We start from the raw sequence: 22373 nt of genomic DNA, 5'->3' as shown, positions 1-22373 counted from the left end.
CATGGCGGTGGACGGAGGAGCGCGGATGGGTGCTCTGCGCAGGGCGGGCGTCTGGCTCGGTCTCGTCGAGGACGAGGACGATCGTGGGTACGACGATCGTCATTACCGGTACGGCGACGACCTTCTCGACGACGAGGACGACGTCGACGAGGTCCCGGCGCCGCGTTCCCGCACGACCTCGGAGCGGCTGTCGGCCTCGGAGCGCATCTCGGCCTCCGACCGGCTCTCGTCGTCCGAGCGGCTGTCCGCCTCGGAGCGCCTGTCGGCCGCCGAGCGCCTGGAGACCGGCTCCTCGAGCCGGACCAGCACCGTGCGCTCGATCACGCGCCCGAACACGTCGGTCAGCTACCCGACGCGCGACAATCTCGCACTCGCCCCGACCAGCTCCGTCCGTGAGCGCGCCCAGGTGGACGAGGACAGCGACGACCGCCGTTACGCGATCACCACGCTGCACCCGACCACCTACAACGAGGCCCGCACGATCGGTGAGCACTTCCGCGACGGCGTGCCGGTGATCATGAACCTCACCGAAATGGACGAGGCGGACGCCAAACGTTTGGTCGACTTCGCGGCCGGACTCGTATTCGGCCTGCGTGGTAACTTCGAGCGGGTGACCAACCGAGTCTTCCTGCTCTCACCGGCAAATGTCCAGGTCACCGCAGAGGACAAAGCTAAGATCGCCGAGGGCGGGTTCTTCAACCAGAGCTGAGCGAGGACTCAACGACCGTGGTGTCCATCACCTTGCAGATCGTGCATCTGCTGCTCTACCTCTTCCTGGTGGCGCTCCTCGCACGCTTCGTGATGGGCTACGTCATGCAGTTCGGACGCCGCTGGCAACCCGGCCGGGGCGCGGCGGCGGCGCTGGAAGTGGTGTGGAGCGTCACCGATCCGCCGCTCAAAGCGTTGAGGCGGGTGATTCGTCCGCTGCGTATTGGTACCGTGGCCGTGGACCTGTCTTCGCTTGTGCTGCTGGTTATCCTGTTCGTGCTGATGTACGTCGTGTTAGGGCGGCTGATCGCGGCGTTCTCGTGACACGCACCGCTCGGCGGCCACGCGGCCGCAACTGACCCGAGGAGTTTCGATGCCGCTGACCCCGGCCGACGTTCACAACGTCGCCTTCAAGAAGCCCCCAATCGGCAAGCGGGGCTACGACGAGGAGGAGGTCGACGCCTTCCTCGACGAGGTCGAGCGTGAGCTCGCCCGGTTGATCGAAGAGAACAACGAGCTGCGCGCGCAGCTCGAGCGCGGCGGTGGCCCCGCCCGCGTGGCGCCCGGCGCCGGCGGCGACCCCCGCCTGGCCGCGGAGCTCGCCGACCTCAAGACGCAGTTCGAGCGCGTCCAGCGCGAGAAGTCCTCCGCGGAGCAGGCCGCCCGCGGGATGCAGCAGGAGCTCGACCAGATCCGGGCCCAGGGCGGTCCGGGCGGCGCCGGTGCAACCGGCGACGGCGAGCAGCAGGCGCTGCGCGTGCTCATGATGGCCCAGCGCACCGCGGACGACCACGTGTCCGACGCGCGCCGCGAGGCCGACAAGCTTCTGTCCGAGGCCCGCACCAAGGCCGAGGAGGTCACCCGCGACGCGCGCGCGAAGGCCGACGCGCTCGAGCGTGACGCCCGCCAGCGCCACCAGGAGGCCATGGGCGGCCTGGACGCCAAGCGCACCGCTCTGCAGAAGCACATCGAGGAGCTCAAGCAGTTCGAGCGCGAGTACCGCACCCGCCTCAAGGCCTACCTGGAGAGCCAGCTGCGCGACCTCACCGGTCGCGAGCAGAGCCTCGAGGCCGAGATGGCGCAGCGCGGCGAGGGCGCGGCGCGCCCGGCGGTCGGCGGCGGCCTGGCCACGGCCGGCCTCGCGGGCGGCTACGAGGGTGCGGGTCGCTGACCCGCTGGTCCCCCGAGCGTGGCCGAGCACGAACCAGCACGGCACCCACACGAGTGAAGTGACGGCACAGAGCGGCTGACCGGCAGCGGCCGACACGCGGCCGGTCAATGCGACACGCGGCGCCCCAGTCGAAATTCGACTGGGGCGCCGGTCATTCTGGGAGACTTCCGACAGGCTCGTTCGTTGTACCGGCTGAGAGACACTCGCCCGGAGAGGCCTTTCGGTACTCGCCCCGGGATTCGCTGTGCGGAGGGACAGGGCCGTGATCGTCGGAAGCCTGCTGCTGATCGTGGTGGCCGTCGGCCTGCTCGTGCTGGGCCTGCTGCAGGGCTCGGACGCCCTGCTGGTGGCGTCCATCGGGGCAAGCCTGCTGGCCGCGGTAGCGCTGATCGTGGGCGGTCGCCAGGCCGCGGCGGCGCGCTCGGCCCGCACCACCCGCACCGGGCGGCAGGTGCCCTCGGAGCGCTACGACCCGTTCGCCTCCCACCTCGGCTCGGACGAGCTCGGCGGCGAGGACGAGGAGCACGCGGGGGAGTACGGCCGGCGCGTCGAGCGCCAGGCGGTCGGGGCCGGGGCGCGCGCGGGTACCACCTACGGAAGCTCCACGGGCGGGCGGCCCGCGGTCGCGGACGAGACGGCGATGATGGCCCCGCTGCGGGACGAGCCCGAGTCCGCCATCCCGCAGCAGGGCGACAGCGGCGGCCGCTACGACGAGTACCCGCCGCAGTACGACCAGGACCCGCCGGCCGGCGCCTACGAGAGCGCCTACCAGGAGCCCGCCGCGGCCGCCGACGATGACGACGATGACGACTACGACGACGAGGACCCGGCGGACGAGCCCGCGATCGAGCTCTCCACGGCGGCCGACCTCGCCCGCGTCGCAGCGCTGCACGACGACGTGCTCGTCATCGACGGCCGCCCGCGCTACCACGTGCCGAGCTGCCCGCACCTGCTGGGCCGCGAGCACGAGCCGCTGCCGGCCCACGAGGCGGTCGAGCTCGGGTTCACCCCGTGCGCGATGTGCGCGCCGAACGACGTGATGCTCGCCGCCCGGCGGTAGGACGACGTTCAGAAGGCCGTGACGCTCCTGCCGTCACGGCCTTCTGCTTGCGGGCTTCGATACCGCCCGGCCGGAGGATCGACCTCGATCGGGTGAACCTTCACAATGAGGCATGCCCACCATCGCGATCCGCGTCCGGCCCGGTGCCTCTCGCACCGCGGTCGGCGGCAGCCACCCCGGGCCGTTCGGTCCCGCCGTGGTCGTCGCGGTGCACGCCCGCCCCGTCGACGGACAGGCGACCGAGGCCGCGCTGAAGGCCCTCGCCGCCGCGATCGGGGTGCGCCCGTCCGCCCTGCGCCTCAAAGCCGGGGCGGCGAGCCGGGACAAGCTCGTCGAGCTCGCCGATCCGTCCACCGTGTCACCCGCGGAGCTTGCCGACCGGGTCGCCGGCCTGCTGGCGGGCCGCCGTTGAGTCACGAGCTCAACGTCGCGCTCCTGGTCGGCGCGGCGGTCCTGCTGGTGTGTGTGGGAGCGGTCCGCTTCTCGGTGCGCCTCGGCCTGCCCAGCCTTCTGGTCTACCTGCTACTCGGCGTCGCGATCGGCGAGGCCGGTTTCGGCATCCATTTCGCCGACGCCGAGCTGACCCGGACGCTGGGCATCTGCGCGCTGGTGGTGATCATCGCCGAGGGCGGCCTCACCGCGCGCTGGTCCCATCTGCGCCCGGTGCTCGGCCCGGCCGTGGTGCTCTCGACCGTCGGGGTCGTCGTCAGCGTCGCCGTCGTCGGGGCGGTCGTGCACTTCGCGCTGGGGGTCGGGTGGCAGCAGGCGCTGCTGTACGGCGCCGTGCTCTCCAGCACCGACGCCGCCGCCGTCTTCTCCACGCTGCGCCGGGTCCCGGTCCGGCCGCGCCTCGCCGCGCTGCTGGAGGCGGAGTCGGGCATCAACGACGCCCCCGTGGTCATCCTCGTCGTGCTGCTCTCGACGCCCCTCGGCAACCAGGCGTCCTGGTACCAGGAGCTGGCCCTCGTCGCCTACGAGCTCGTCGCCGGCGGCGCGATCGGCCTGCTGGTGGGGTTCGGCGGCGCCTGGGCGCTGCGCCGGGCCGCGCTGCCCTCGGCGGGCCTCTACCCGCTCGCCGCGATCGGCCTGACCGTGCTCGCCTACGCGGCCGGCTCCGTCGCGCACGCCTCCGGCTTCCTGGCCGTCTACGTCACCGGCGTGGTGCTCGGCAACGCCCGCCTGCCGCACCGGCGCGCCATGCTCGGCTTCGCCGACGGCCTGGCCTGGCTCGCCCAGATCGGCCTGTTCGTGCTGCTGGGCCTGCTCGCCTCGCCGAGCCAGCTGGGCGGCGCCGTGGTCACCGCGCTGGTCGTCGGCCTGGTCCTGGTGCTGCTCGCCCGCCCGCTGTCGGTGCTGGTCAGCAGCGCCCCGTTCCTGCTCACCCGCGCCGGTCCGGGCTGGCGCGACCAGGCGTTCCTGTCCTGGGCCGGGCTGCGCGGGGCGGTGCCGGTCGTGCTCGCGACGATCCCGCTCTCGGCCGGGCTGCCCGGCGCGCAGGACCTGTTCAACGTCGTCTTCGTGCTCGTGGTGATCTACACGGCGGCCCAGGGCGTCACGCTGCCCCCGGTGGCGCGCCGCCTCGGCGTCACCGCGCCCGCCGAGCCCACCGACCTGGAGGTCGAGGCGGCGCCGCTGGAGCGGATGCGGGCCGATCTGTTGCAGGTCGAGGTGCCGGACGGCTCGAAGCTCAACGGCGTGCACGTGGACGAGTTACGATTGCCTCTCGGCGCGGTCGTGACGCTGGTGTTGCGCGACGGCGGTGCGTTCGTGCCGGCGCCGGAGACCCGTCTGAAGACCCGCGACAGCCTCCTGATCGTCACCACCGAGCAGGTGCGCGACGCCGCGGAGCAACGGCTGCGGGCCGTGAGCAGGCGCGGAAGACTGGCTCGCTGGTTTGCCGAACATGGCGATGATCGGCGCCAATAACTGATCAAATTGGTCCGAATACGTGTGGCGTGTTTGTCGGACGCGTGCACATTCCGTATTCTTGCCAGCCACTGGAGTGCGCGACCGCGCGTCGCGCGCCCATTTTGCATCTGGGGGAGCCATGGCCGAGCGGGCTGATGCCGTGCCGATGAGGCGGTCAGCGAGCGGTGCCGGGCGGGGCAATGCCGCCGATGTGACGGGAGGTACCACTGTGACAAGAGCACAGCAAGCCACCTCTCGGCAAGCCGGGACGCCGTCCCGGGCGACGAAGACGGCCGCCACCCCGGTGAAGAAGGCCGCCCCCGCCGCCACGGCGAGCAAGGCCGTGCCGGCCGAAGGGGCCTCGGCCCGCAGGTCGGTGACGGCAGGATCCGCCCGCACCACCAGCACGACGACAGCGCCGACCACGTCAACCGCCGCCCGTGCGGCCGAGGGAGCCACCATGGCCAAGACCGCAGAACCGAAGACCACCGCGGCCAAGACCGCTGGGGCGAAGCCCGCCCGTGGCACGCGCACGGCAGCCGAGACGGAGAAGATCCGCGTGGCGCTGATCGAGCGCCGCGACGAGCTCAAGGCCGAGCACGACCAGACGCTCCTGGAGATCCACGAGCTGCAGCAGCACCGCCTGACCGACTCCGCGGGCGACGACCAGGCCGACACCGGCACCAAGACGGGCGAGCGCGAGCAGGAGATCACCATCGCCAACAACCTGGCCGACCGCATCCTGCAGGTCGAGCGGGCGCTGGAGCGGCTCGACGAGGGCGGCTACGGCTGGTGTGAGAAGTGCGGCAACGCCATCCCCGTGGAGCGCCTGGCCGCGTTCCCGTCCGCTACGCTCTGCGTCACCTGCAAGCAGTTGGAGGAGCGGCGCTGACCACTCAGGAGCCCACCCAGGACCGGGCCGAGCCGGCCCCGGACACAGCGACCCCCGAGGCCGCGCCGTCCGGGTCGCGGACTCGGGCCTGGTCCGTGTTCGGCCTGGTCGCGGTCGCGATCATCGCGATCGACCTGGCCGTGAAGCAGTGGACGACCTCGACCATCGCCCACGGCGAGCCGCTGAAGCTGTTCGGCGGCCTGATCTACGTGATCTACACCCGCAACAGCGGGGCCGCGTTCAGCATGCTGCAAGAGCACACGTGGATCTTCCCGATCATCGCGCTCGGCGTCGTGTGCTGGCTGTTCTGGATGATCAAGGGCACGGTCTCGACCGCCTGGGCGATCGCGCTCGGGCTGGTGCTGGGCGGCGCCGCGGGCAACCTCGGCGACCGGCTCTTCCGGGCGCCGGGGCCGTTCCGCGGGCACGTGGTCGACATGTTCAGCTTCCTGGACGACCACGCCGGGCACTTCCCGGTGTTCAACATCGCCGACTCGGCGCTGACCGTCGGCGTGGCCCTGGCGATCCTGCTGGAGTTCATGGGGCGGCGGCGGGACGGCACCCGGGCCAAGAAAGATGCGTGAGGTCCGCTCGCTGCCGGTGCCCGACGGCCTCGACGGCACCCGCCTCGACCAGGCGCTCACCCGGCTCTTCGGGTTCAGCCGCACCGCGGCCGCGGACCTGGTCGAGGCGGGGGACGTCTCGGTCGACGGCGAGGTGCGGGCCAAGGCCGACAAGGTCCGCGCCGGCGCCTGGCTCGAGGTGACGCTGCCGGCCCCGGCCGGGGTGGTCGCGGTCGAGGCGGTCCCCGTCGACGGGCTCGGCATCGTCTACAGCGACGACGACATCGTCGTGGTCGACAAGCCGGTCGGCGTGGCCGCGCACCCGAGCCCGGGCTGGACCGGCCCGACGGTGATCGGCGGGCTGGCGGCGATGGGCCAGACGGTCGCCACCAGCGGCGCGGCCGAGCGTCAGGGCGTGGTGCACCGGCTGGACGTGGGCACCACCGGGCTCATGGTCGTGGCGAAGAGCGAGCCGGCGTACAGCGCCCTGAAGCGCGCCTTCAAGGCCCGCGAGGTCGAGAAGCGCTACCACGCCGTGGTGCAGGGCCACCCGGACCCGCTGCGCGGCACGATCGACGCGCCCATCGACCGGCATCCGAGCCACGACTACAAGTTCGCGGTGGTCTCCGGCGGCCGGCCGAGCGTCACGCACTACGACACGATCGAGGCGTTCCCGGCCGCGAGCCTGCTCGACGTGAAGCTGGAGACCGGGCGCACGCACCAGATCCGGGTGCACTTCTCGGCGCTGCGGCACCCGTGCGTGGGGGACCTGACCTACGGCGCCGACCCGACCCTGGCCGCCCGGCTCGGGCTGTCGCGGCAGTGGCTGCACGCCCGCGAGCTCGGGTTCATCCACCCGCGCGACGGCGAATACGTCTCGTTCGTCAGCGAGTACCCGGCCGACCTGGCGGCGGCGCTCGAGGTGCTGAGCGCCGCCGCGTAACGCCTCAGGCCGGGATCACCGGCCTCAGGCCAGGGTCACGTCGTCGGCGTAGATCGTGCCCGTGCCGTACCAGCCGTGCACCCACACCTTGATCGAGGTGGCGCTGCCGGTGCTGACGGAGACGGTCAGCTTCGTCCAGGCCGAGCCGGACCCGGGCGACCACGCGCTCACGTCGCCCGCCCCCGTGGTGGCGCCGAGAAACGCGTAGCTGCCCTGGACCCAGGCCGTCAGCGTGTACGTCCGGTTGGGCTGGACGGCCACCGTCTGGCTGCACTGGGCGTTGTCGGACGCGGACGCGGCGGCCTTGAGCGCCTTGCTCCCGCCGTGCACGGGCGTGCTCACGACGCTGCAGAGGCTCCCGGTCCACGGCGCGAGCGAGCCGGTCTCGAAGGTGCCGTTGGCCAGCCCGGTGCCGGTGCTCTGGCTCGGGCTCGGCGACGTGCTGCGGCTCGGGCTCGGGCTCGTCGAGGGTGACGCGCTGCTGCGCGTCGGGCTGGGCGAGCCCGGGGTGCCGCCGCCGCTGGTGAACGGCGCGAAGATGTGCGAGAACTGCCAGGTGCTCTGGGCGATGCCGGAGCAGGTGTCCGAGGCCGCGCCGCCGGGGCAGCCGCCGTTGTCGCGTTGCAGCGCCCAGAACGACAGCTCGGCGATGCCCTGCTGGGTGGCCCAGGAGGCGACCGCGTTCGCGTCGGCGATGGTGAACGTCTCCGCCGGCCCGAAGTCGTCGACGCCGATCATCTCGGTGACGCCGATCATGGACCACAGCTGCTGGCTGGTCTTGCCGGGGTACAGCTGCTGCAGTTGTGAGTGCAGCCCGTTGGACGCCGTCTTGGTGTCGTCGGCCATCTGATGCGGCTGGTTGTCGTAGTAGTCGAAGGTCATCTGGTTGACGATGTCGATCCGCGCGTTGTTCGCGACCGCGTTGCGCAGCACCGCGAGCCCGTTGTCGGCCAGGCCGCTCGTGGTCGTCGGCAGCGTGTAGACGAACTGGATGGTCCGCCCGTTGGCCGCGGCCCAGTCCTCGACGAGCTTGACCGCCTTGTTGCGCCGGTCGATGCCGGCCGCGTTGGTCAGCGAGTTGTCCTCGACGTCGAGGTCGATGCGGGTGACGTCGTAGGTGGTGATGACCTTCTCGAACTGCGCCGCGATCTGGTTGACGTCGGTGCAGCTGTCGGCGATCTCGGTGCCGCCGTTGTCGGCCGCGTAGCCGCCGAAGGAGGGGATCACGTCGCCGCCGCGGGCCCGGATCGCGGCGATGTCGCTGCCGAACGTCGAGTTCGCGATCGGCATGCCGGTGTCGCCGTTCCAGTACACCGTGCACGAGCCGCGGCTCGCGGTCTGGATGAAGGCCATGGTCAGGTACTTGTCGCCGGACTGCTGGGACAGCCCGTTGAGGCTGTCGCCGTTGTACGCCTCGAAGTACGGGGCGAACACGTGGGCGGGGATGGCGGTCGCGGCCTGGGCGGACGGCGTGACCGCGAGGACGACCCCGGTGGCGGCGAGCGCCACCGCGGCGGCCGCGATGCCGCGGACTCTGGTCGATCTGCGCATGAGACCTCACCTCGATTGTTAGTAAACCTTCCTGATAGAAATCCTTCACTGCATCGATGTCAAGACCCCATGAGTCACCCTTAAGGCGGCACTGTGCGACCCTCGTGGGGCGATGAAGCGGCTCCAGCAACTCGACCAGCGGCTCCTGCCACCGGTCGGCAATGTCCTCGCCCGGGTGTTCCGGGGCGCCCAGCGGCTGCGCGCGTTCACGGTCGTGGTCGGGATCGTCGCGGTGACCGCGACCCTGCTCGCCGTGCACCGCGGCGAGCGGCCCCGCAGCGACCCGTCCCTCGGCGACGTCCTGCGTGTCGGGGTCGCCGAGGGGGGCTCGATCCCGGGCTACGTGCAGGCGGGCCGGGACGAGCTGGCCGCGCTGCCGGGCGACGCGCCGGTCTACGCGCTCGTCACGTTCACCGCCTACCTGGCCCCCGAGCGGCTCACACCCGTGCTCGCGGACGCCCCGGTGTCGAGCGTCTTCGCCCGGGTACCGCTGCCGGGCACCCAGACCGAGCTCGTCCGCCTGGACGCGTACAAGCTGCCCGACGACGTGGTGTCGGCCATGGACGAGACCGCGCGGCGCAAGACGGAGGAGGCGCGGCACTACCGCGACCTGCTCGCCCGGCCCGGCGACATCCCCGAGGAGAACCGGCAGCTGTACCTCTCCGGCGCGATCGTCGCCGACCAGGAGGCGACCGCCTATCGCGAGCACTGCTCGTGCGTGTACGCGGCCGTCGTCTACGCCCCGCCCGCCGCCCTGCGCGCCGTCGCCGCCCGGCCCGAGACCCGCGTCGTCGACCCCATCACCGAACTGCAACGGCTCGATCGCACCGTGTTCATGCCCCCGCTGCCGGAGCAGACTACGGTCGCGGAACCGGTCAGCGAGGGCGCCGGAACCGTCGTCGCGTCCCCTGGTCCGTCCTGAGGCGATATCCCTTCGGCCTGTCGTGCAGTTGATGCAGGGGATGGGCTCGCAGGAGTGGTCCGAATAGTCTTCGGTCCGTAGCCTGGGGGTCGGGTTGACACGTGCGCGTGTGAGGAGGGGCCGGGGTGGAGGACAGGTCGGCGGATCCGGCTCCCCGCTGGCGCTCGCTGCTGGACCGGGCGCTGCTGGGGCGATCGAGCCCGGGTGATCTGGATTACGACGGAAGGTTCGGGAGCCCCTCGGCCCCATATCCGGGCTCGCCCCAATACGATGACGAACCAATGCCTCCCACCAACGGCACCCGCCCGTACGATGACGCGCCGCTCCGCACCGCAGGGCCCGCGCGCCGTGAGCCCATGGTCGAATACCAGGAGCCCCGTCCGGCCGACCCCAACGAGCAGATGGTGCAGATCCTGCGCCGCGACATCCCCACCCCGAAGGTGCTGGCCTTCGCCAACCCCAAGGGCGGGGTGCACAAGACGACCGCGACGGTGCTGACCGCCGCCACGATCGGCAGTGTGCGCGGCAAGGGCGTCATCGCCTGGGACGACAACGAGCTGCGGGGCACGCTGGGCCTGCGGGCCGGCAGCGCCCGGCACGCGCGCACGATCCGGCACCTCATCGCCGACCTCGTGCGCGTCGAGCACGCGACCGGCTACGACCTGTACGACATGCTCGACGACTATCTGCGCCACGCCTCCGACGGCTCCTACGACGTGCTCGCCGGCGAGGAGAACCCGCGCTTCGCCCAGCGCCTCGACCCGCACACCGTGCGCCGGGTGCTGGAGCTGCTGCGCCGCACCCACGACGTGATCTGCGTCGACACCGGCAACAACGTGGAGAGCCCCAACTGGCAGACGGTCCTGCAAACCGCCGACCAGCTCGTGGTCACCAGCGTGCCCCGCGAGGACGCCGCGTTCACCGCCGACTGGATGCTCGACCTGCTCGACGAGGCCGGGATGGAGGAGCTGGTCGCCAACGCGGTCACGCTGCTGTCCTGCCCGACGCCCAACCCGACCCCGCTCATCGACGACCTGGCCGGGCACTTCCGCACCCGGACCCGGGCCGTCGTGGTCGTGCCCTACGACCCGGCGCTGGAGAGCGGCTCCAACATCGAATACCCGATGCTGGCGCCGGCGACCAAGCGCGCGTGGCTGCGGGCGGCGGCGGTCATGATGGACCCGTACGCCCGGTAAGCTCCCCGACCGCGCCGCGGAACACCCTCTGGTGCTCGGCGACCTGCTCGCCGGTGGTGGCCGGGCTCATCAGGGCCATGTTGTGGAACGGCGTGAGCAGGATGCCGCGGTTGGCCAGGTAGACGTGGAGATAGTCCTCCAGGTCCGGGTCCGCGGCCTCGTTCGACTCCGTCCCGTTCCTGGGTGCCGGGTCGGCGAAGCGGTACTCGACCCGCGCTCCGAGTCTGCTCACTGACCACGGGAGCTGGTGCTCGGCGATGGTTGCCCGGGTCTGCGCCGCGAACGTTTCCGATTTTTCGGACATTTCGGCATGTGCGGCGTCTGTCAGCACTTGTTCCAGCGTGGCCCTGGTCGCGGCGATCGACAGGGCGTTGCCGGCCAGGGTGCCGCCGACGCCGCCCATGTCGACCAGGTCGAGATCGCGCATCCGGCCGAGGCGTTCGGCGATCTCGTCCGACAGCCCGTAGGCCGCGGCCGGGATGCCCCCGCCGATCGCCTTGCCGATCGTCACCACGTCCGGCTCCAGGCCCCACAGGCCCGTCGCCCCGCCCGGGCCCGCCGAGAACGTGTGCGTCTCGTCGTTGACCAGGTAGGTGCCGTACCGCCGGGTCAGCGCGCGCACCCCGGCCAGGTAGCCCGGCTCGGGCAGGACGATGCCGATGTTGGTCAGCGCCGGCTCCATCACCACCGCGGCCACGTCACCGTGGGCCAGCTCCCGCTCCAGGGCGGCCAGGTCGTTGTACTCGGCGACGCGGCTGGTCACGGTCACGTCGACCGGCGCGCCCACGTTCCCGGCCCGGGGGCGCGGCCCGTCCGGGGTGTTCACGATCAGCGACTCGTCGACCGAGCCGTGGTAGCAGTAGCTGTTGAACAGGATCTTCGGCCGGCCCGTGACCGCGCGCAGCAGCCGGATCGCCCACCGGTTCGCGTCGGTGGCGGTCAGCGCGAAGCTCCACCGGGTGACCCCGAACCGGCGGGTCAGCTCGGCCCCGACCCACGCCGCGTCCGCCGTCGGCAGCATCGCGCACGCCCCGCCGAGGGTCTCGAAGCGCTCCCGGACCGCGGCCACCACGGGCGCGGGGGAGTGCCCGGCCATCGCGGCGGTGTCGCCGAGGCAGAAGTCGATGTACTCGTGCCCGTCGATATCGGTGACCGTGGCGCCGCGGGCCTCGGCCAGGTACAGCGGAAATCCGGCCGCGGTCTTGTTCATCCACGTCATCGGGACCCGGCCGAACAGGTTCCCGGCCCGCGCGTACTCGGCCGCCGAGCGGGGGTTGCGGTCGGCGAAGGCGGCTCGCTCGCGGCGCAGCAGCGCGCCGAGCCGGTCACGGTCGATCATGCCGAGCAGTGTCGCCGAAAATGTCGTACCCCCGCGATAGGTTCAGGCCGTGGGTTTCGTCCATCTGCACGTGCACACCGAGTATTCGATGCTCGACGGGGCAGCGCGCCTCGGGCCGCTCTTCGCCGAGGCGGCCCGGCTCGGCCAGCCCGCCCTGGCCATGACCGACCACGGCAACATGTTCGGCGCCCACGACTTCTACCACTCGGCCGCGAAGGCCGGGATCAAGCCGATCATCGGCGTCGAGGCCTACCTGACCCCCGGCACCCGCCGCGGCGACCGCACCCGCGTGCGCTGGGCCGACGGCGGCGAGAACGACGTCTCCGGCGGCGGCGCCTACACCCACCTCACGCTGCTGGCCGAGACCGCGACCGGCCTGCGCAACCTGTTCCGCCTCTCGTCGCGGGCCAGCACGGAGGGGTATTTCTACAAGCCCCGCGCCGACCGGGAGCTGCTCGCCGAATACGCCCCCGGCGTCATCGCCACCACCGGCTGCCCGTCCGGGGAGATCCAGACCTGGCTGCGCATCGGCGACTTCGAGCGGGCCTGCACGGCCGCCGCCGAGCTGCGCGACATCTTCGGCCCCGGCAACCTCTACCTGGAGCTGATGGACCACGGCCTGGGCATCGAGCAGCGGGTCCGCGCCGACCTGCTGCGCCTCGGCCGCCGCCTCGGCCTGCCGCCGGTCGCGACCAACGACCTGCACTACACCTTCGCCGGCGACGCCGATGCCCACGAGGCGCTGCTGGCCGTGCAGTCCGCGACCACCCTGGCCGACCCGAAGCGCTTCAAGTTCGACGCCCGCGACTTCTACCTCAAGTCCGCCGCCGAGATGCGCCGCATCTGGGACGCCGAGGTCCCCGGCGCGTGCGACAACACCCTCGCCGTGGCCGAGCGCGTCGGCGACTACGCGGAGGTTTTCGCCCACCGCAGCCTGATGCCCGCCTTCCCCGTCCCGCCCGGCACCACCGAGGAGGCCCAGCTGCGGGCCGCCGTCGACCGCGGCCTGGCCCGCCGCTTCCCCGGCGGCGTCCCGCAGCCGCACACCGAGCAGGCCGGCTACGAGCTCGGCGTGATCGCCGGGGCCGACCTCGCCGGCTACTTCCTCGTCGTTGCCGACCTCGTCGCCCACGCCCACCGGGAGGGCATCCGCGTCGGCCCCGGCCGCGGCTCCGCCGCCGGCTCGCTGGTCGCCTACGCGCTGGGCATCACCGAGCTCGACCCGCTCGCGCACGGGCTGCTCTTCGAGCGCTTCCTCAACCCCGAGCGGCCCAGCATGCCCGACATCGACATGGACTTCGACGAGCGCCGGCGCGGCGAGATGATCCGCTACGCCACGGAGCAATACGGCGAGGACCGGGTGTCGCAGATCATCACCTACGGCACCATCAAGGCCAAGGCCGCGATCAAGGACGCCGCCCGGGTGCTGGGCTTCCCGTTCTCCCTCGGCGAGCGGATCAGCAAGGCGGTGCCGCCGCCGGTGCTCGGCCGCGACATGCCCCTGCACGGCGTCTTCGACCAGGCCCACCCCCGCTACAAGGAGGGCGGCGAGCTGCGCCGGCTCTACGAGACGGAGCCGGAGGTGCGCACCGTCGTCGACACCGCCCGCGGCCTGGAGGGCCTCAAGCGGCAGTGGGGCGTGCACGCCGCCGGCGTCATCCTGTCCCGGGAGCCGCTCATCGACGTGCTGCCGATCCAGAAGCGCGAGCAGGACGGCGCGATCATCACCCAGTGGGACATGGGCGCCTGCGAGGCCATGGGCCTGCTCAAGATGGACTTCCTCGGCCTGCGCAACCTCACCATCATCGACGACGCTCTCGACGCCATCCGGCACAACCGCGGCATCGACGTGGTCATCGAGGACGCCCCGCTCGACGACGGGCCGACCTACGCGCTGCTGTCGCGCGGCGACACCCTCGGCGTGTTCCAGTTCGAGGCGACGCCGGTCCGCCAGCTGCTGCGCTCGATGGCCCCCGACGGCTTCGCCGACGTCTCCGCCGTCGGGGCGCTCTACCGGCCCGGGCCGATCGCGGCCAACGCCCACAACGAATACGCCGACCGCAAGAACGGCCGCCGCCCGGTCACGCCGATCCACCCGGAGCTCGCCGCGCCGCTCGCGGACATCCTCGGCGACACCTACGGGCTGATCGTCTACCAGGAGCAGGTGATGGCGATCGCCCAGCGCGTCGCCGGCTACACCCTCGGCGCCGCCGACCGGCTCCGCCGGGCCATGGGCAAGAAGAAGAAGGAGATCCTCGACGAGGAGTTCACGCTGTTCGCCCCGGCGATGCGCGAGCGCGGCTACTCCGAGGCCGCGATCCGCACGCTGTGGGACATCCTGGTCCCGTTCTCCGACTACGCGTTCAACAAGGCGCACAGCGTGGCCTACGGGCTCGTCGCCTACTGGACGGCCTACCTGAAGGCCAACTTCCCCGCCGAATACATGGCCGCCCTGCTCACCTCCATCGGCGGCGACAAGGACCGCTCCGCCCTCTACCTCGCCGAGTGCCGGCACATGGGCATCCGCGTCCTGCCGCCCGACGTCAACGCCTCCCAGGGCCGCTTCGCCGCCGCCGGCACCGACATCCGCTTCGGCCTCGGCGCCGTGCGCAACGTCGGCGCCACCGCCGTCGAGGCCATCCTGCGGGCCCGCCGCGAGCGGGGCGCGTTCGAGGACTTCTACGACTTCCTGGCCAAGGTCGACCAGGTCGTGTGCAACCGCAAGACCATCGAGTCGCTCATCAAGGCCGGCGCCTTCGACTCCCTGGGCCACTCCCGCCGCGGCCTGCTCAGCGTGCACGCCGACGCCCTTGACGCCGTCTCGAGCGTCAAGCGCAACGAGGCCATGGGCCAGTTCGACCTCTTCGGCGCCCCGCTGCTGAGCGCCCCGCCCGTCCCCGCGATGGAGTGGGACAAGCCCGAGCGCCTCGCCTTCGAGCGCGAGATGCTCGGCCTCTACGTCTCCGACCACCCTTTGCGCGGCCTGGAGCACGTCCTGCGCGCCGCCGCCGACCGCCCGATCGCCGCCCTGGCCGAGGAGGGCACCGTCGCCGACGGCGCCGTGGTCCGCCTGGCCGGCATCCTGTCGGGCGTGCAGCGCCGCGTGACACGCCAGGGCCGCCCGTGGGCCCAGGCGGTGCTGGAGGACCTGGACGGCAGCATCGAGGTCATGTTCTTCCCGGACACCTACGAGCTGGTCGACCAGTGGGTGGCCGAGGATGCGGTCGTGGCGGTCAAGGGCCGCGTGGACCGCCGGGAGGAGGCCCCGCGCCTGATGGCCATGGACCTGACCCTGCCGGACCTGACCACCCCGCCCCCCTCGACGCCCCTCCCACCCTGGCCCACGTCAACGCCCGCCACCGCTTCGCCGGCCACCGCCTCCTCGCGCGGCCCTTCCTCGCACGACTCTTTCCCGCAACCCGGCAGCTCGCGTCCTCCTGTCTCGCACGACCCGTTCTCGGACGCTTCGCGCGCTCGGTCCGACTCCACCCACGGCTCTCAGCCGGACTCGTCCCGCTCGCGGCCTCCTGTCTCCCGCGACCCCTTCTCGGAGGCCGGACGCTCGCCGGGCGCTCGTCCGGACGGCGGTCTCCCGGACTCCTCACGGTCGCGGGCCGCCCACCTGCACGACCCCTTCTCGACCGCGGCTGAGCCGGCAACTTCGGGGGATTCGGCGGCATCGGGGCGGGATGCGGGGGTTTCGCCGGGTTCGAAAGGTGATGTCGACTCGCTTGCCGGGTCGAGGCGTCGGCCTGGCAGGATGGGATCGTGAGCATCGCCCCGATTTCGCCCGCCGAGCAGGCCGAGGCCGTTCGTCCGGCGCGCGTACCGATCCTTCGGGAGGTGCTCGTCGCCCTGCTCGCCGCCGTGGTGGTCGCGGGCCTGGGCGCGCCCTTCGGCCTGCTGTGGTCGAAGCTGGCGCCGCACGTGGAGCTCGTGCAGACGCAGTACGGGCCGTATCCGATCGATCCGGAGCCCGAGGGCTACTGGGCCGACGACGGCTGGTTCGTCCTCATGGCGATCGGCATGGGCATCCTGGTCGCCCTCGCGGCGTGGTTCCTGCTGCGGCGATACCGGGGCCCGATCATGCTCCTCGGCCTGGTCATCGGCTCCGCGGGCGCCTCGGTGCTCGGCGCCTGGCTCGGCAACAAGATCGGCTGGGCGCACTACCTGGACCTGGCCGAGCACGCCCCGGTCGACACGCACATCTTCCGCCCGGTGAAGCTGCGCACGGGCATCTCGTCGCTGCTGTTCGGCTTCATCCCCTGGGTGCGCGGCACCATGCTCATCCAGAGCCTGGCCGCCGCCGCGGTCTACACGGGCCTCGCCGGCTTCCACGTGTCGCCGACGCTGCGCTACGACAACATCCCGCCCGAGTACCTCTCGCCGCCGCCCCCGCCGCCCGGTGCCCCGTACCCGGCGCCTTACCCGGCCACGGGTCCGCACCCGGGCTCGGCGTCGCCCTACCCGCCGGCCCCGTACGGCCAGGCCGCCCAGTTCCCCGGCGCACCGGCACCCGCAGCGCCCGGCCCGCATCCGGCAGCGCCCGGCCCGTTCGCAGCTTCGCCCGGCGCGCACCCGGCAGCACCTGGCCCGCACCCGGCGGCCCCCGGTCCGCTCGCGGCGGCGTACGACCAGGCACCGCAGTTCCCGAGCGCCCCGGGTTCGGCTCAGGCGGGTTCGGGCGCGGCGCGATTCGACCACGCTGCGCAGCACCCCGGCGCCCCCTCGCCGTCGACGCCGGCCGAGTCCGAAACGTCCGCCGGGTCGGCGAACTGGACAGCCCCCGGCGCCCCGCCGCCGCCTCCGGCTCCGTCGTCGGAGTCGCCGCTGTGGCCGCAGTCGCCGAACGCGGAGCCTCCGCGCTCCTGACGCCGGAACCGAGCCGCCGGCGCGGCCGTCCAGCGTTGGCGGCGGCTCGGCTCGCCCAGGACCGCCCGGCGCCGGAGTCGTCGAGCTCGGCGGGGATCGGTTCGGGCTTGAGGGCGCGTGGACCGGTCGGCCCCGCGGTGGCCTCGGTGCCGTGGGCCTGCTGTCTCGCGGGGACGAGTCCGCTGTGGTCTTGGTGGCGGAGTCGCCGAGCGCGGGCGTGGACGCGGGGTCGCCCTCGGCGTGGACGAGTTGCCGAGCGCGGGCGGGCGCGGATCAGTTCGGGCTTGAGGGGACCGCGAGGTCGCCGAGGGAGACCGGGACCGCGCGGACCTGTCCGAGCAGGGCCGTCTCGCGGCGGAGCAGGGCGCGTTCGGCCTTCAGGCGGCTCGCCGTGTCCGGCTCGGACAGCAGGGCCTGGCGATCCTCCAGCGTCAGCGATGCCGTCGCCGCGACGAGGTGCGACAGGACCGTCGGGTCGTCCGGCAGCTGCTCGCCGTCGTCGTCGGCGCGGACCGCGCGCAGGTAGTCCTGGTAGGCCGCCAGCACGCCCGCGGCCAGCTCGCCCTCGCGGTCCGGCTCGCCCTTCGGCTCGGGCAGCCACTCCACCTCGCCGGTCAGGTACGGCGCGTCGTTGCGTGCCAGCCCGAGCAGGCGGAACCGGCGCCGGCCCAGCGTCATGAGGTCGAAGCGGCCGTCGGGCAGCTCGGTGATCTGCCGGATCTCGGCCGCGCAGCCGATCTCGTACAGCGACAGCGACTCCCCGGCCGTGATCGACGCGTCCGCGGCCTCCGACTGGCGGCCGACCTCCCAGCCGCGCCGGATCGCGATCACGCCGAACTCGCGTGGCAGGCTCGCCGGCAGCTCGGTGAGATGCTGCACGAGCGTCCGGTACCGCGGCTCGAACACGTGCAGCGGCAGCACCAGCCCGGGAAACAGCACGGTGCCCAGCGGAAAGAGCGGCAGCAGCTCCACGTGCCGAAGCGTAGCGGAGCACGGGCGGCACCGTCGCTCAGGACGCGCGGCGGCGAATGAGACCGGAATGGTCCGTTCCGGTAAGGTCGGGTCATGGGACGCCAGCGTGAGGCCGAGCGCAACGACGGGGTCATCCTCGCCGCCGCGCGGGACGTGTTCATCGAGGACCCCAAGGCGCCGATCGCCGCGGTGGCCGAGCGGGCCGGTGTCGGCATCAGCGCGCTCTACCGGCGGTACAACGGCAAGGAAGCGCTGCTGCGAACCCTCTGCCACGACGGGCTCACGCGCTTCATCGCCGAGGCCGAGGCGGCCGCCGCGCTCGAGGACGGGTGGGAGGCGCTGACCGGCTTCCTCCGCGCGGTGGTCGACGCCGACGTGCACTCGCTCACCGTGCACCTCGCCGGGACGTTCACCTCGACGCCGGAGATGATCGCCGACGCGGTGCGGGCCGGCGGGCTGGTCGAGGGGCTGGTCGAGCGCGCCCACGCGGGCGGGTGGCTGCGCCCCGACGCCGGGGCGACGGACATCACGCTCGTGCTGGAGGGGTGCGCGGCGATCCGCGTGCCGGACCGGGAACGGACGGCGGAGCTTCGCCGGCGGTACCTCACCCTCATCCTGGACGGCCTGCGCGCCGGCGAGCGCGGGGACCTCCCCGGACCGGCCCCGGCGCCGGGCGAGCTCAACTGGCGCTGGGCACAATCCCGACAGCCCGCAGGGCGGGACGGCGGCGCATAACCGCTGGCGACGCCGAATAGACTCGCAAGGGTGTTGAACCGGATCGACCTGCGCGGCTCCGCCGAGGACCCGCGCCGTCTGCTGCCCCGAGCCGCCATTGACGTATCCGTCGCCACCGAGCAGGTGCGCCCGACCGTCGAAGCGGTCCGTGAGCATGGCGCGTCGGCGATCCGCGAGGCGGCACGTCGCTTCGACGGCGTCGACGTCAAGCAGCTGCGCGTGCCGCGCGAGGAGATCGAGCGGGCCGAGGCCGAGCTCGAGCCGGACGTGCGCGCCGCGCTGCTGGAGTCGATCGCCCGGGCCCGCAAGGTGCACGAGGACCAGCGCCGCGCCGAGACCACGACCGTCCTCGCCGAGGGCGGCACCGTCACCCAGCGCTGGCTGCCGGTCGGCCGGGTCGGGCTCTACGTGCCCGGCGGCCTGGCCGTCTACCCGTCCAGCGTCGTGATGAACGTCGTGCCGGCCCAGGCCGCCGGGGTGGCCTCGATCGCCGTGACGAGCCCGCCGCAGAAGGACACCGGCCTGCCCAACGTGAACATCCTGGCGGCGTGCGCGCTGCTCGGGGTCGACGAGGTGTACGCGGTCGGCGGCGCGCAGGCGATCGCCATGCTCGGCTTCGGCTTCAGCGACGAAGAGCCCGGGTGCGCCCCGGTCGACATGATCACCGGGCCGGGCAACATCTGGGTGACCGCCGCGAAGCGCATGCTGCGCGGCACCGTCGGCATCGACGCCGAGGCCGGCCCGACCGAGATCGCCATCCTCGCCGACGACACCGCCGACCCGCGCCACGTCGCCGCCGACCTGATCAGCCAGGCCGAGCACGACCCGCTCGCGGCCAGCGTGCTCGTCACCACCAGCCCCGAGCTCGCCGACACGGTCGACGCCGAGGTCGCCCGCCAGGTGGCCGCGACCAAGCACCTCGAGCGCGTCACCGAGGCGCTGCGCGGGTCGCAGTCCGCGACCGTCCTCGTCGACGACCTCGAGCAGGGGCTGCGGGTCGTCGACGCGTACGGCGCCGAGCACCTCGAGATCCAGACCCGCGACGCGCGCACCGTGGCGGAGCGGGTGCGCAACGCCGGGGCGATCTTCGTCGGGGCGTGGTCGCCGGTCTCGCTCGGCGACTACTGCGCCGGCTCCAACCACGTGCTGCCGACCGGCGGCTGCGCGCGCCACCAGTCCGGGCTGTCGACGCAGACGTTCCTGCGCGGCGTGCAGCTGATCGAGTACAGCCGCGACGCCCTGCGGGAGGTCGCCGGGCACGTGGTGGCCCTGTCCACCGCCGAGGACCTGCCCGCCCACGGCGCCGCCGTCACCGTCAGGTTCGACGCATGACCACGCTGGACGACCTGCCACTGCGCGACGAGCTGCGGGGGATGTCGCCGTACGGCGCGCCCCAGCTCGACGTGGCCGTGCGCCTCAACACCAACGAGAACTCCTACCCCGTGCCCGAGGCGGCCGTCGCGGAGATGGAGAAGGCGCTCTCCTCGGTGCTGCGGGACCTGAACCGGTATCCCGACCGCGACGCCGTCGCCCTGCGCACCGACCTCGCCGCCTACCTCGGCCACGGCCTGACCTCGCACAACGTCTGGGCGGCGAACGGCTCCAACGAGATCCAGCAGGAGCTGCTGCAGACCTTCGCCGGCCCCGGGCGCACCGCGCTGGGGTTCACGCCGTCGTACTCCATGCACCCCCTGCTCGCCGCGGGCACCGGCACCGCGTGGGTCGACGGCCGCCGCGCCGACGACTACACGCTCGACGCCGAGCACGTGGTGGCGAAGATCCGCGAGTACGACCCGGACCTGGTGTTCCTCTGCTCGCCCAACAACCCGACCGGCACCGCGCTGCCCCTCGAGGTCGTCGAGGCCGCGGCCGGGGCGGCCCGCGGGATGGTCATCGTCGACGAGGCCTACGCCGAGTTCGCGCGCACCGGCACGGTCTTCGCGCTGAGCCTGATCCAGCGGTACCCGCGGCTGGTCGTCACGCGCACGATGAGCAAGGCGTTCGCGCTCGCCGGCGGGCGGGTCGGCTACCTGGCCGCCGACGCCGCCGTCGTTGACGCCGTGCAGCTCGTGCGCCTGCCGTACCACCTCAGCGCCATGACCCAGGCCGTGGCCCGGGCCGCCCTCGCGCACACCGACGCCCTGCTGTCGACCGTGGACGCGGTCAAGGAGCAGCGCGACCGCATCGTGGCCACCCTGCGGGGCTGGAACCTGCCGGTCGCCGACAGCGACGCCAACTTCGTGCTGTTCGGCGCCCCGGGCGGCGACAGCAAGGGGGTCTGGCAGGCCCTGCTCGACCGCGGCGTGCTCATCCGCGACGTCGGGCTCCCCGGCTGGCTGCGCGTCACCGCCGGCACGCCCGAGGAGACCTCCGCCTTCCTGAACGCACTCGAGGAGTTGTTGTGAGCGGTTCGCAGCGGAGCGGAGAGGCCGCTCACCAGGAAATTCAGGGTGGTGCCGCGGCGTCACCGGAGCGAAGCGGAGGTGCCGACGTGCGTCGTACTGCCCGGATCGAGCGGGTCACCAAGGAGACCAAGGTCCTCGTCGAGCTCGATCTCGACGGCACCGGGGCCGGCGAGATCTCGACCGGCGTCGGCTTCTACGACCACATGCTCAACCAGATCGCCAAGCACGGCGGCTTCGACCTGCGGGTCAACACCGTCGGCGACCTGGAGATCGACGCCCACCACACCGTCGAGGACACCGCGCTCGCCCTCGGCGCCGCGTTCGCGGAGGCGCTCGGGGACAAGGCCGGCGTCACCCGCTACGGCCACGCCCAGGTCCCGCTCGACGAGGTGCTCGCCTCCGCCGTCGTCGACCTGTCCGGCCGTCCGTACGTGGTCCACGAGGAGCCGGCGAACATCGCCCCGCACATCGGCGGCAACTACCCGACGAGCCTCACCCGGCACATCTGGGAGTCCTTCGGCCACTCGGCCAAGGTCACGCTGCACGTGAGCATCCTGCGAGCCGGTCGCCACGGCGCCCAGCCCGACGCCCACCACATCGTCGAGGCCCAGTTCAAGGCCGTCGCCCGCGCCCTGCGCCAGGCCTGCGCGATCGACCCCCGCAACGCCGGTGTCGTGCCGAGCACCAAGGGCGCATTGTGAGCGGTCCGGAGCGGAGCGGAGGGGCCGCTCACCAGAGGCTCAGTTTGACCGCGTCGGCGCCGGAGCTTGCGGAGGCGACGGCGTGAGACATCCTCTGTCAACCTCATGCGGCCTGTTTGTGGGCTTGGGTGCGGTGGGTGGTATGGACGGTTTCGTCGTAGCGCACGCCGAGGCGCAGGCAGTGCCAGAGGATTTCCAGCCAGCGGTTGCCGAGGGCGCGCAGCACGGCGTGGTGGGTTTTGCCTTGCGCGGTTTTGGTGTCGTAGAAGGTTCGGGCCCAGGTGGAGTACTGCAGGCTGCAGAAGGCCCGTTGCTGCACGGCGTTGCCGAGGTAGCGGTTGTAGGCCAGGCGGCGGGCGATGACGAACTCGCTGCGTCCGGAGCGTCTCGTGACCGGGGCGGTGCCGGCATAGCATTGCAGGGCGTTGGGTGTGC

At 72.5% G+C, this 22373-nt stretch carries 19 protein-coding genes and 2 pseudogenes; 17 read left to right on the top strand and 4 right to left on the bottom strand.

What is annotated here, in order from left to right; translation table 11 throughout:
* Positions 1-25: 25 nt before the first annotated feature.
* From ABT369_RS23170 to ABT369_RS23130, 9 genes are all read left to right on the top strand, one after another.
* The gene (locus ABT369_RS23170) at positions 26-709 is read left to right on the top strand and encodes a cell division protein SepF (RefSeq protein WP_350614807.1); all 684 of its coding nucleotides are present in this window, start codon (positions 26-28) and stop codon (positions 707-709) included.
* A 17-nt stretch (positions 710-726) separates the two neighbouring features.
* On the top strand, positions 727-1032 hold the full coding sequence (locus ABT369_RS23165; protein WP_344612605.1) for a YggT family protein: 306 nt from the start codon (positions 727-729) through the stop codon (positions 1030-1032).
* 49 nt (positions 1033-1081) lie between these two features.
* Positions 1082-1879, top strand: a complete 798-nt coding sequence (locus ABT369_RS23160) for a DivIVA domain-containing protein (protein WP_350614805.1) — start codon at positions 1082-1084, stop codon at positions 1877-1879.
* Positions 1880-2141: 262 nt separating this feature from the next.
* Complete coding sequence (locus ABT369_RS23155; RefSeq protein WP_502891809.1) at positions 2142-2939, top strand: hypothetical protein; 798 nt, start codon at positions 2142-2144, stop codon at positions 2937-2939.
* A gap of 112 nt (positions 2940-3051) precedes the next feature.
* A complete protein-coding gene (locus ABT369_RS23150) occupies positions 3052-3351 on the top strand; it encodes a DUF167 domain-containing protein (protein WP_350614804.1) in 300 nt (99 codons plus the stop codon).
* A complete protein-coding gene (locus tag ABT369_RS23145; protein WP_350614803.1) occupies positions 3348-4865 on the top strand; it encodes a potassium/proton antiporter in 1518 nt (505 codons plus the stop codon). The genes ABT369_RS23150 and ABT369_RS23145 overlap by 4 nt, the downstream gene beginning before the upstream one ends.
* A gap of 442 nt (positions 4866-5307) precedes the next feature.
* Entirely contained in the window at positions 5308-5739 is a 432-nt protein-coding gene (locus ABT369_RS23140) for a TraR/DksA family transcriptional regulator (protein ID WP_350614802.1), read from the top strand.
* Positions 5740-5834: 95 nt separating this feature from the next.
* On the top strand, positions 5835-6323 hold the full coding sequence (gene lspA, locus ABT369_RS23135; protein ID WP_350614800.1) for a signal peptidase II: 489 nt from the start codon (positions 5835-5837) through the stop codon (positions 6321-6323).
* Positions 6316-7245 (top strand): RluA family pseudouridine synthase, encoded by a 930-nt coding sequence (locus ABT369_RS23130; RefSeq protein WP_350614799.1) that lies wholly within the window; start codon positions 6316-6318, stop codon positions 7243-7245. The genes lspA and ABT369_RS23130 overlap by 8 nt, the downstream gene beginning before the upstream one ends.
* A gap of 24 nt (positions 7246-7269) precedes the next feature.
* Here the strand turns inward: ABT369_RS23130 and ABT369_RS23125 are convergent, their stop codons facing one another.
* The gene (locus ABT369_RS23125) at positions 7270-8796 is read right to left on the bottom strand and encodes a carbohydrate binding domain-containing protein (RefSeq protein WP_350614797.1); all 1527 of its coding nucleotides are present in this window, start codon (positions 8794-8796) and stop codon (positions 7270-7272) included.
* Positions 8797-8908: 112 nt separating this feature from the next.
* Between ABT369_RS23125 and ABT369_RS23120 the strand changes: the two genes are divergently transcribed.
* Positions 8909-9718 carry a hypothetical protein gene (locus ABT369_RS23120; RefSeq protein ID WP_350614796.1) on the top strand — a complete coding sequence of 270 codons (810 nt, stop codon included), beginning with the start codon at positions 8909-8911 and terminating at the stop codon, positions 9716-9718.
* A gap of 434 nt (positions 9719-10152) precedes the next feature.
* Positions 10153-10914: pseudogene (locus ABT369_RS23115) on the top strand (MinD/ParA family ATP-binding protein); the annotation flags it as partial.
* Here the strand turns inward: ABT369_RS23115 and ABT369_RS23110 are convergent.
* On the bottom strand, positions 10889-12253 hold the full coding sequence (locus ABT369_RS23110) for a transaminase (RefSeq protein ID WP_350614794.1): 1365 nt from the start codon (positions 12251-12253) through the stop codon (positions 10889-10891). The pseudogene ABT369_RS23115 and the gene ABT369_RS23110 sit on opposite strands and share 26 nt — an antisense overlap.
* An 88-nt stretch (positions 12254-12341) precedes the next feature.
* Here ABT369_RS23110 and dnaE point away from each other — a divergent pair.
* Together dnaE and ABT369_RS23100 are read left to right on the top strand one after the other, a co-directional pair.
* Positions 12342-15584: pseudogene (gene dnaE / locus ABT369_RS23105) on the top strand (DNA polymerase III subunit alpha); the annotation flags it as partial.
* Positions 15585-16021: 437 nt separating this feature from the next.
* Positions 16022-17125 carry a hypothetical protein gene (locus ABT369_RS23100; protein WP_350614792.1) on the top strand — a complete coding sequence of 368 codons (1104 nt, stop codon included), beginning with the start codon at positions 16022-16024 and terminating at the stop codon, positions 17123-17125.
* Positions 17126-17398: 273 nt separating this feature from the next.
* Here the strand turns inward: ABT369_RS23100 and ABT369_RS23095 are convergent, their stop codons facing one another.
* Entirely contained in the window at positions 17399-18097 is a 699-nt protein-coding gene (locus ABT369_RS23095) for an LON peptidase substrate-binding domain-containing protein (protein WP_350614790.1), read from the bottom strand.
* Positions 18098-18190: 93 nt separating this feature from the next.
* Between ABT369_RS23095 and ABT369_RS23090 the strand changes: the two genes are divergently transcribed.
* The 4 genes from ABT369_RS23090 (at position 18191) to hisB (ending at position 21938) form a co-directional block, all read left to right on the top strand.
* Positions 18191-18832 carry a TetR/AcrR family transcriptional regulator gene (locus ABT369_RS23090; protein WP_350614789.1) on the top strand — a complete coding sequence of 214 codons (642 nt, stop codon included), beginning with the start codon at positions 18191-18193 and terminating at the stop codon, positions 18830-18832.
* A gap of 30 nt (positions 18833-18862) precedes the next feature.
* Positions 18863-20164, top strand: coding sequence for a histidinol dehydrogenase (gene hisD / locus ABT369_RS23085; protein ID WP_350614788.1), 1302 nt, complete (start codon positions 18863-18865; stop codon positions 20162-20164).
* Positions 20161-21237: a histidinol-phosphate transaminase gene (locus ABT369_RS23080; RefSeq protein WP_350614786.1), complete on the top strand. Its 1077-nt coding sequence runs from the start codon at positions 20161-20163 to the stop codon at positions 21235-21237. Before hisD ends, ABT369_RS23080 begins: the two co-directional genes overlap by 4 nt.
* Positions 21238-21323: 86 nt before the next feature.
* Entirely contained in the window at positions 21324-21938 is a 615-nt protein-coding gene (gene hisB, locus ABT369_RS23075; protein WP_350614784.1) for an imidazoleglycerol-phosphate dehydratase HisB, read from the top strand.
* A gap of 103 nt (positions 21939-22041) precedes the next feature.
* Here the strand turns inward: hisB and ABT369_RS23070 are convergent.
* The coding region (locus ABT369_RS23070) for a transposase (protein WP_350614782.1) at positions 22042-22373 on the bottom strand (332 nt) is incomplete at its 5' end.

It is taken from the genome of Dactylosporangium sp. NPDC000244 (assembly GCF_040300725.1).
GTDB lineage: Bacteria > Actinomycetota > Actinomycetes > Mycobacteriales > Micromonosporaceae > Dactylosporangium.
Note: the sequence above shows the minus strand (reverse complement) of the source record. Positions and strands in the feature narration are given on the sequence as shown.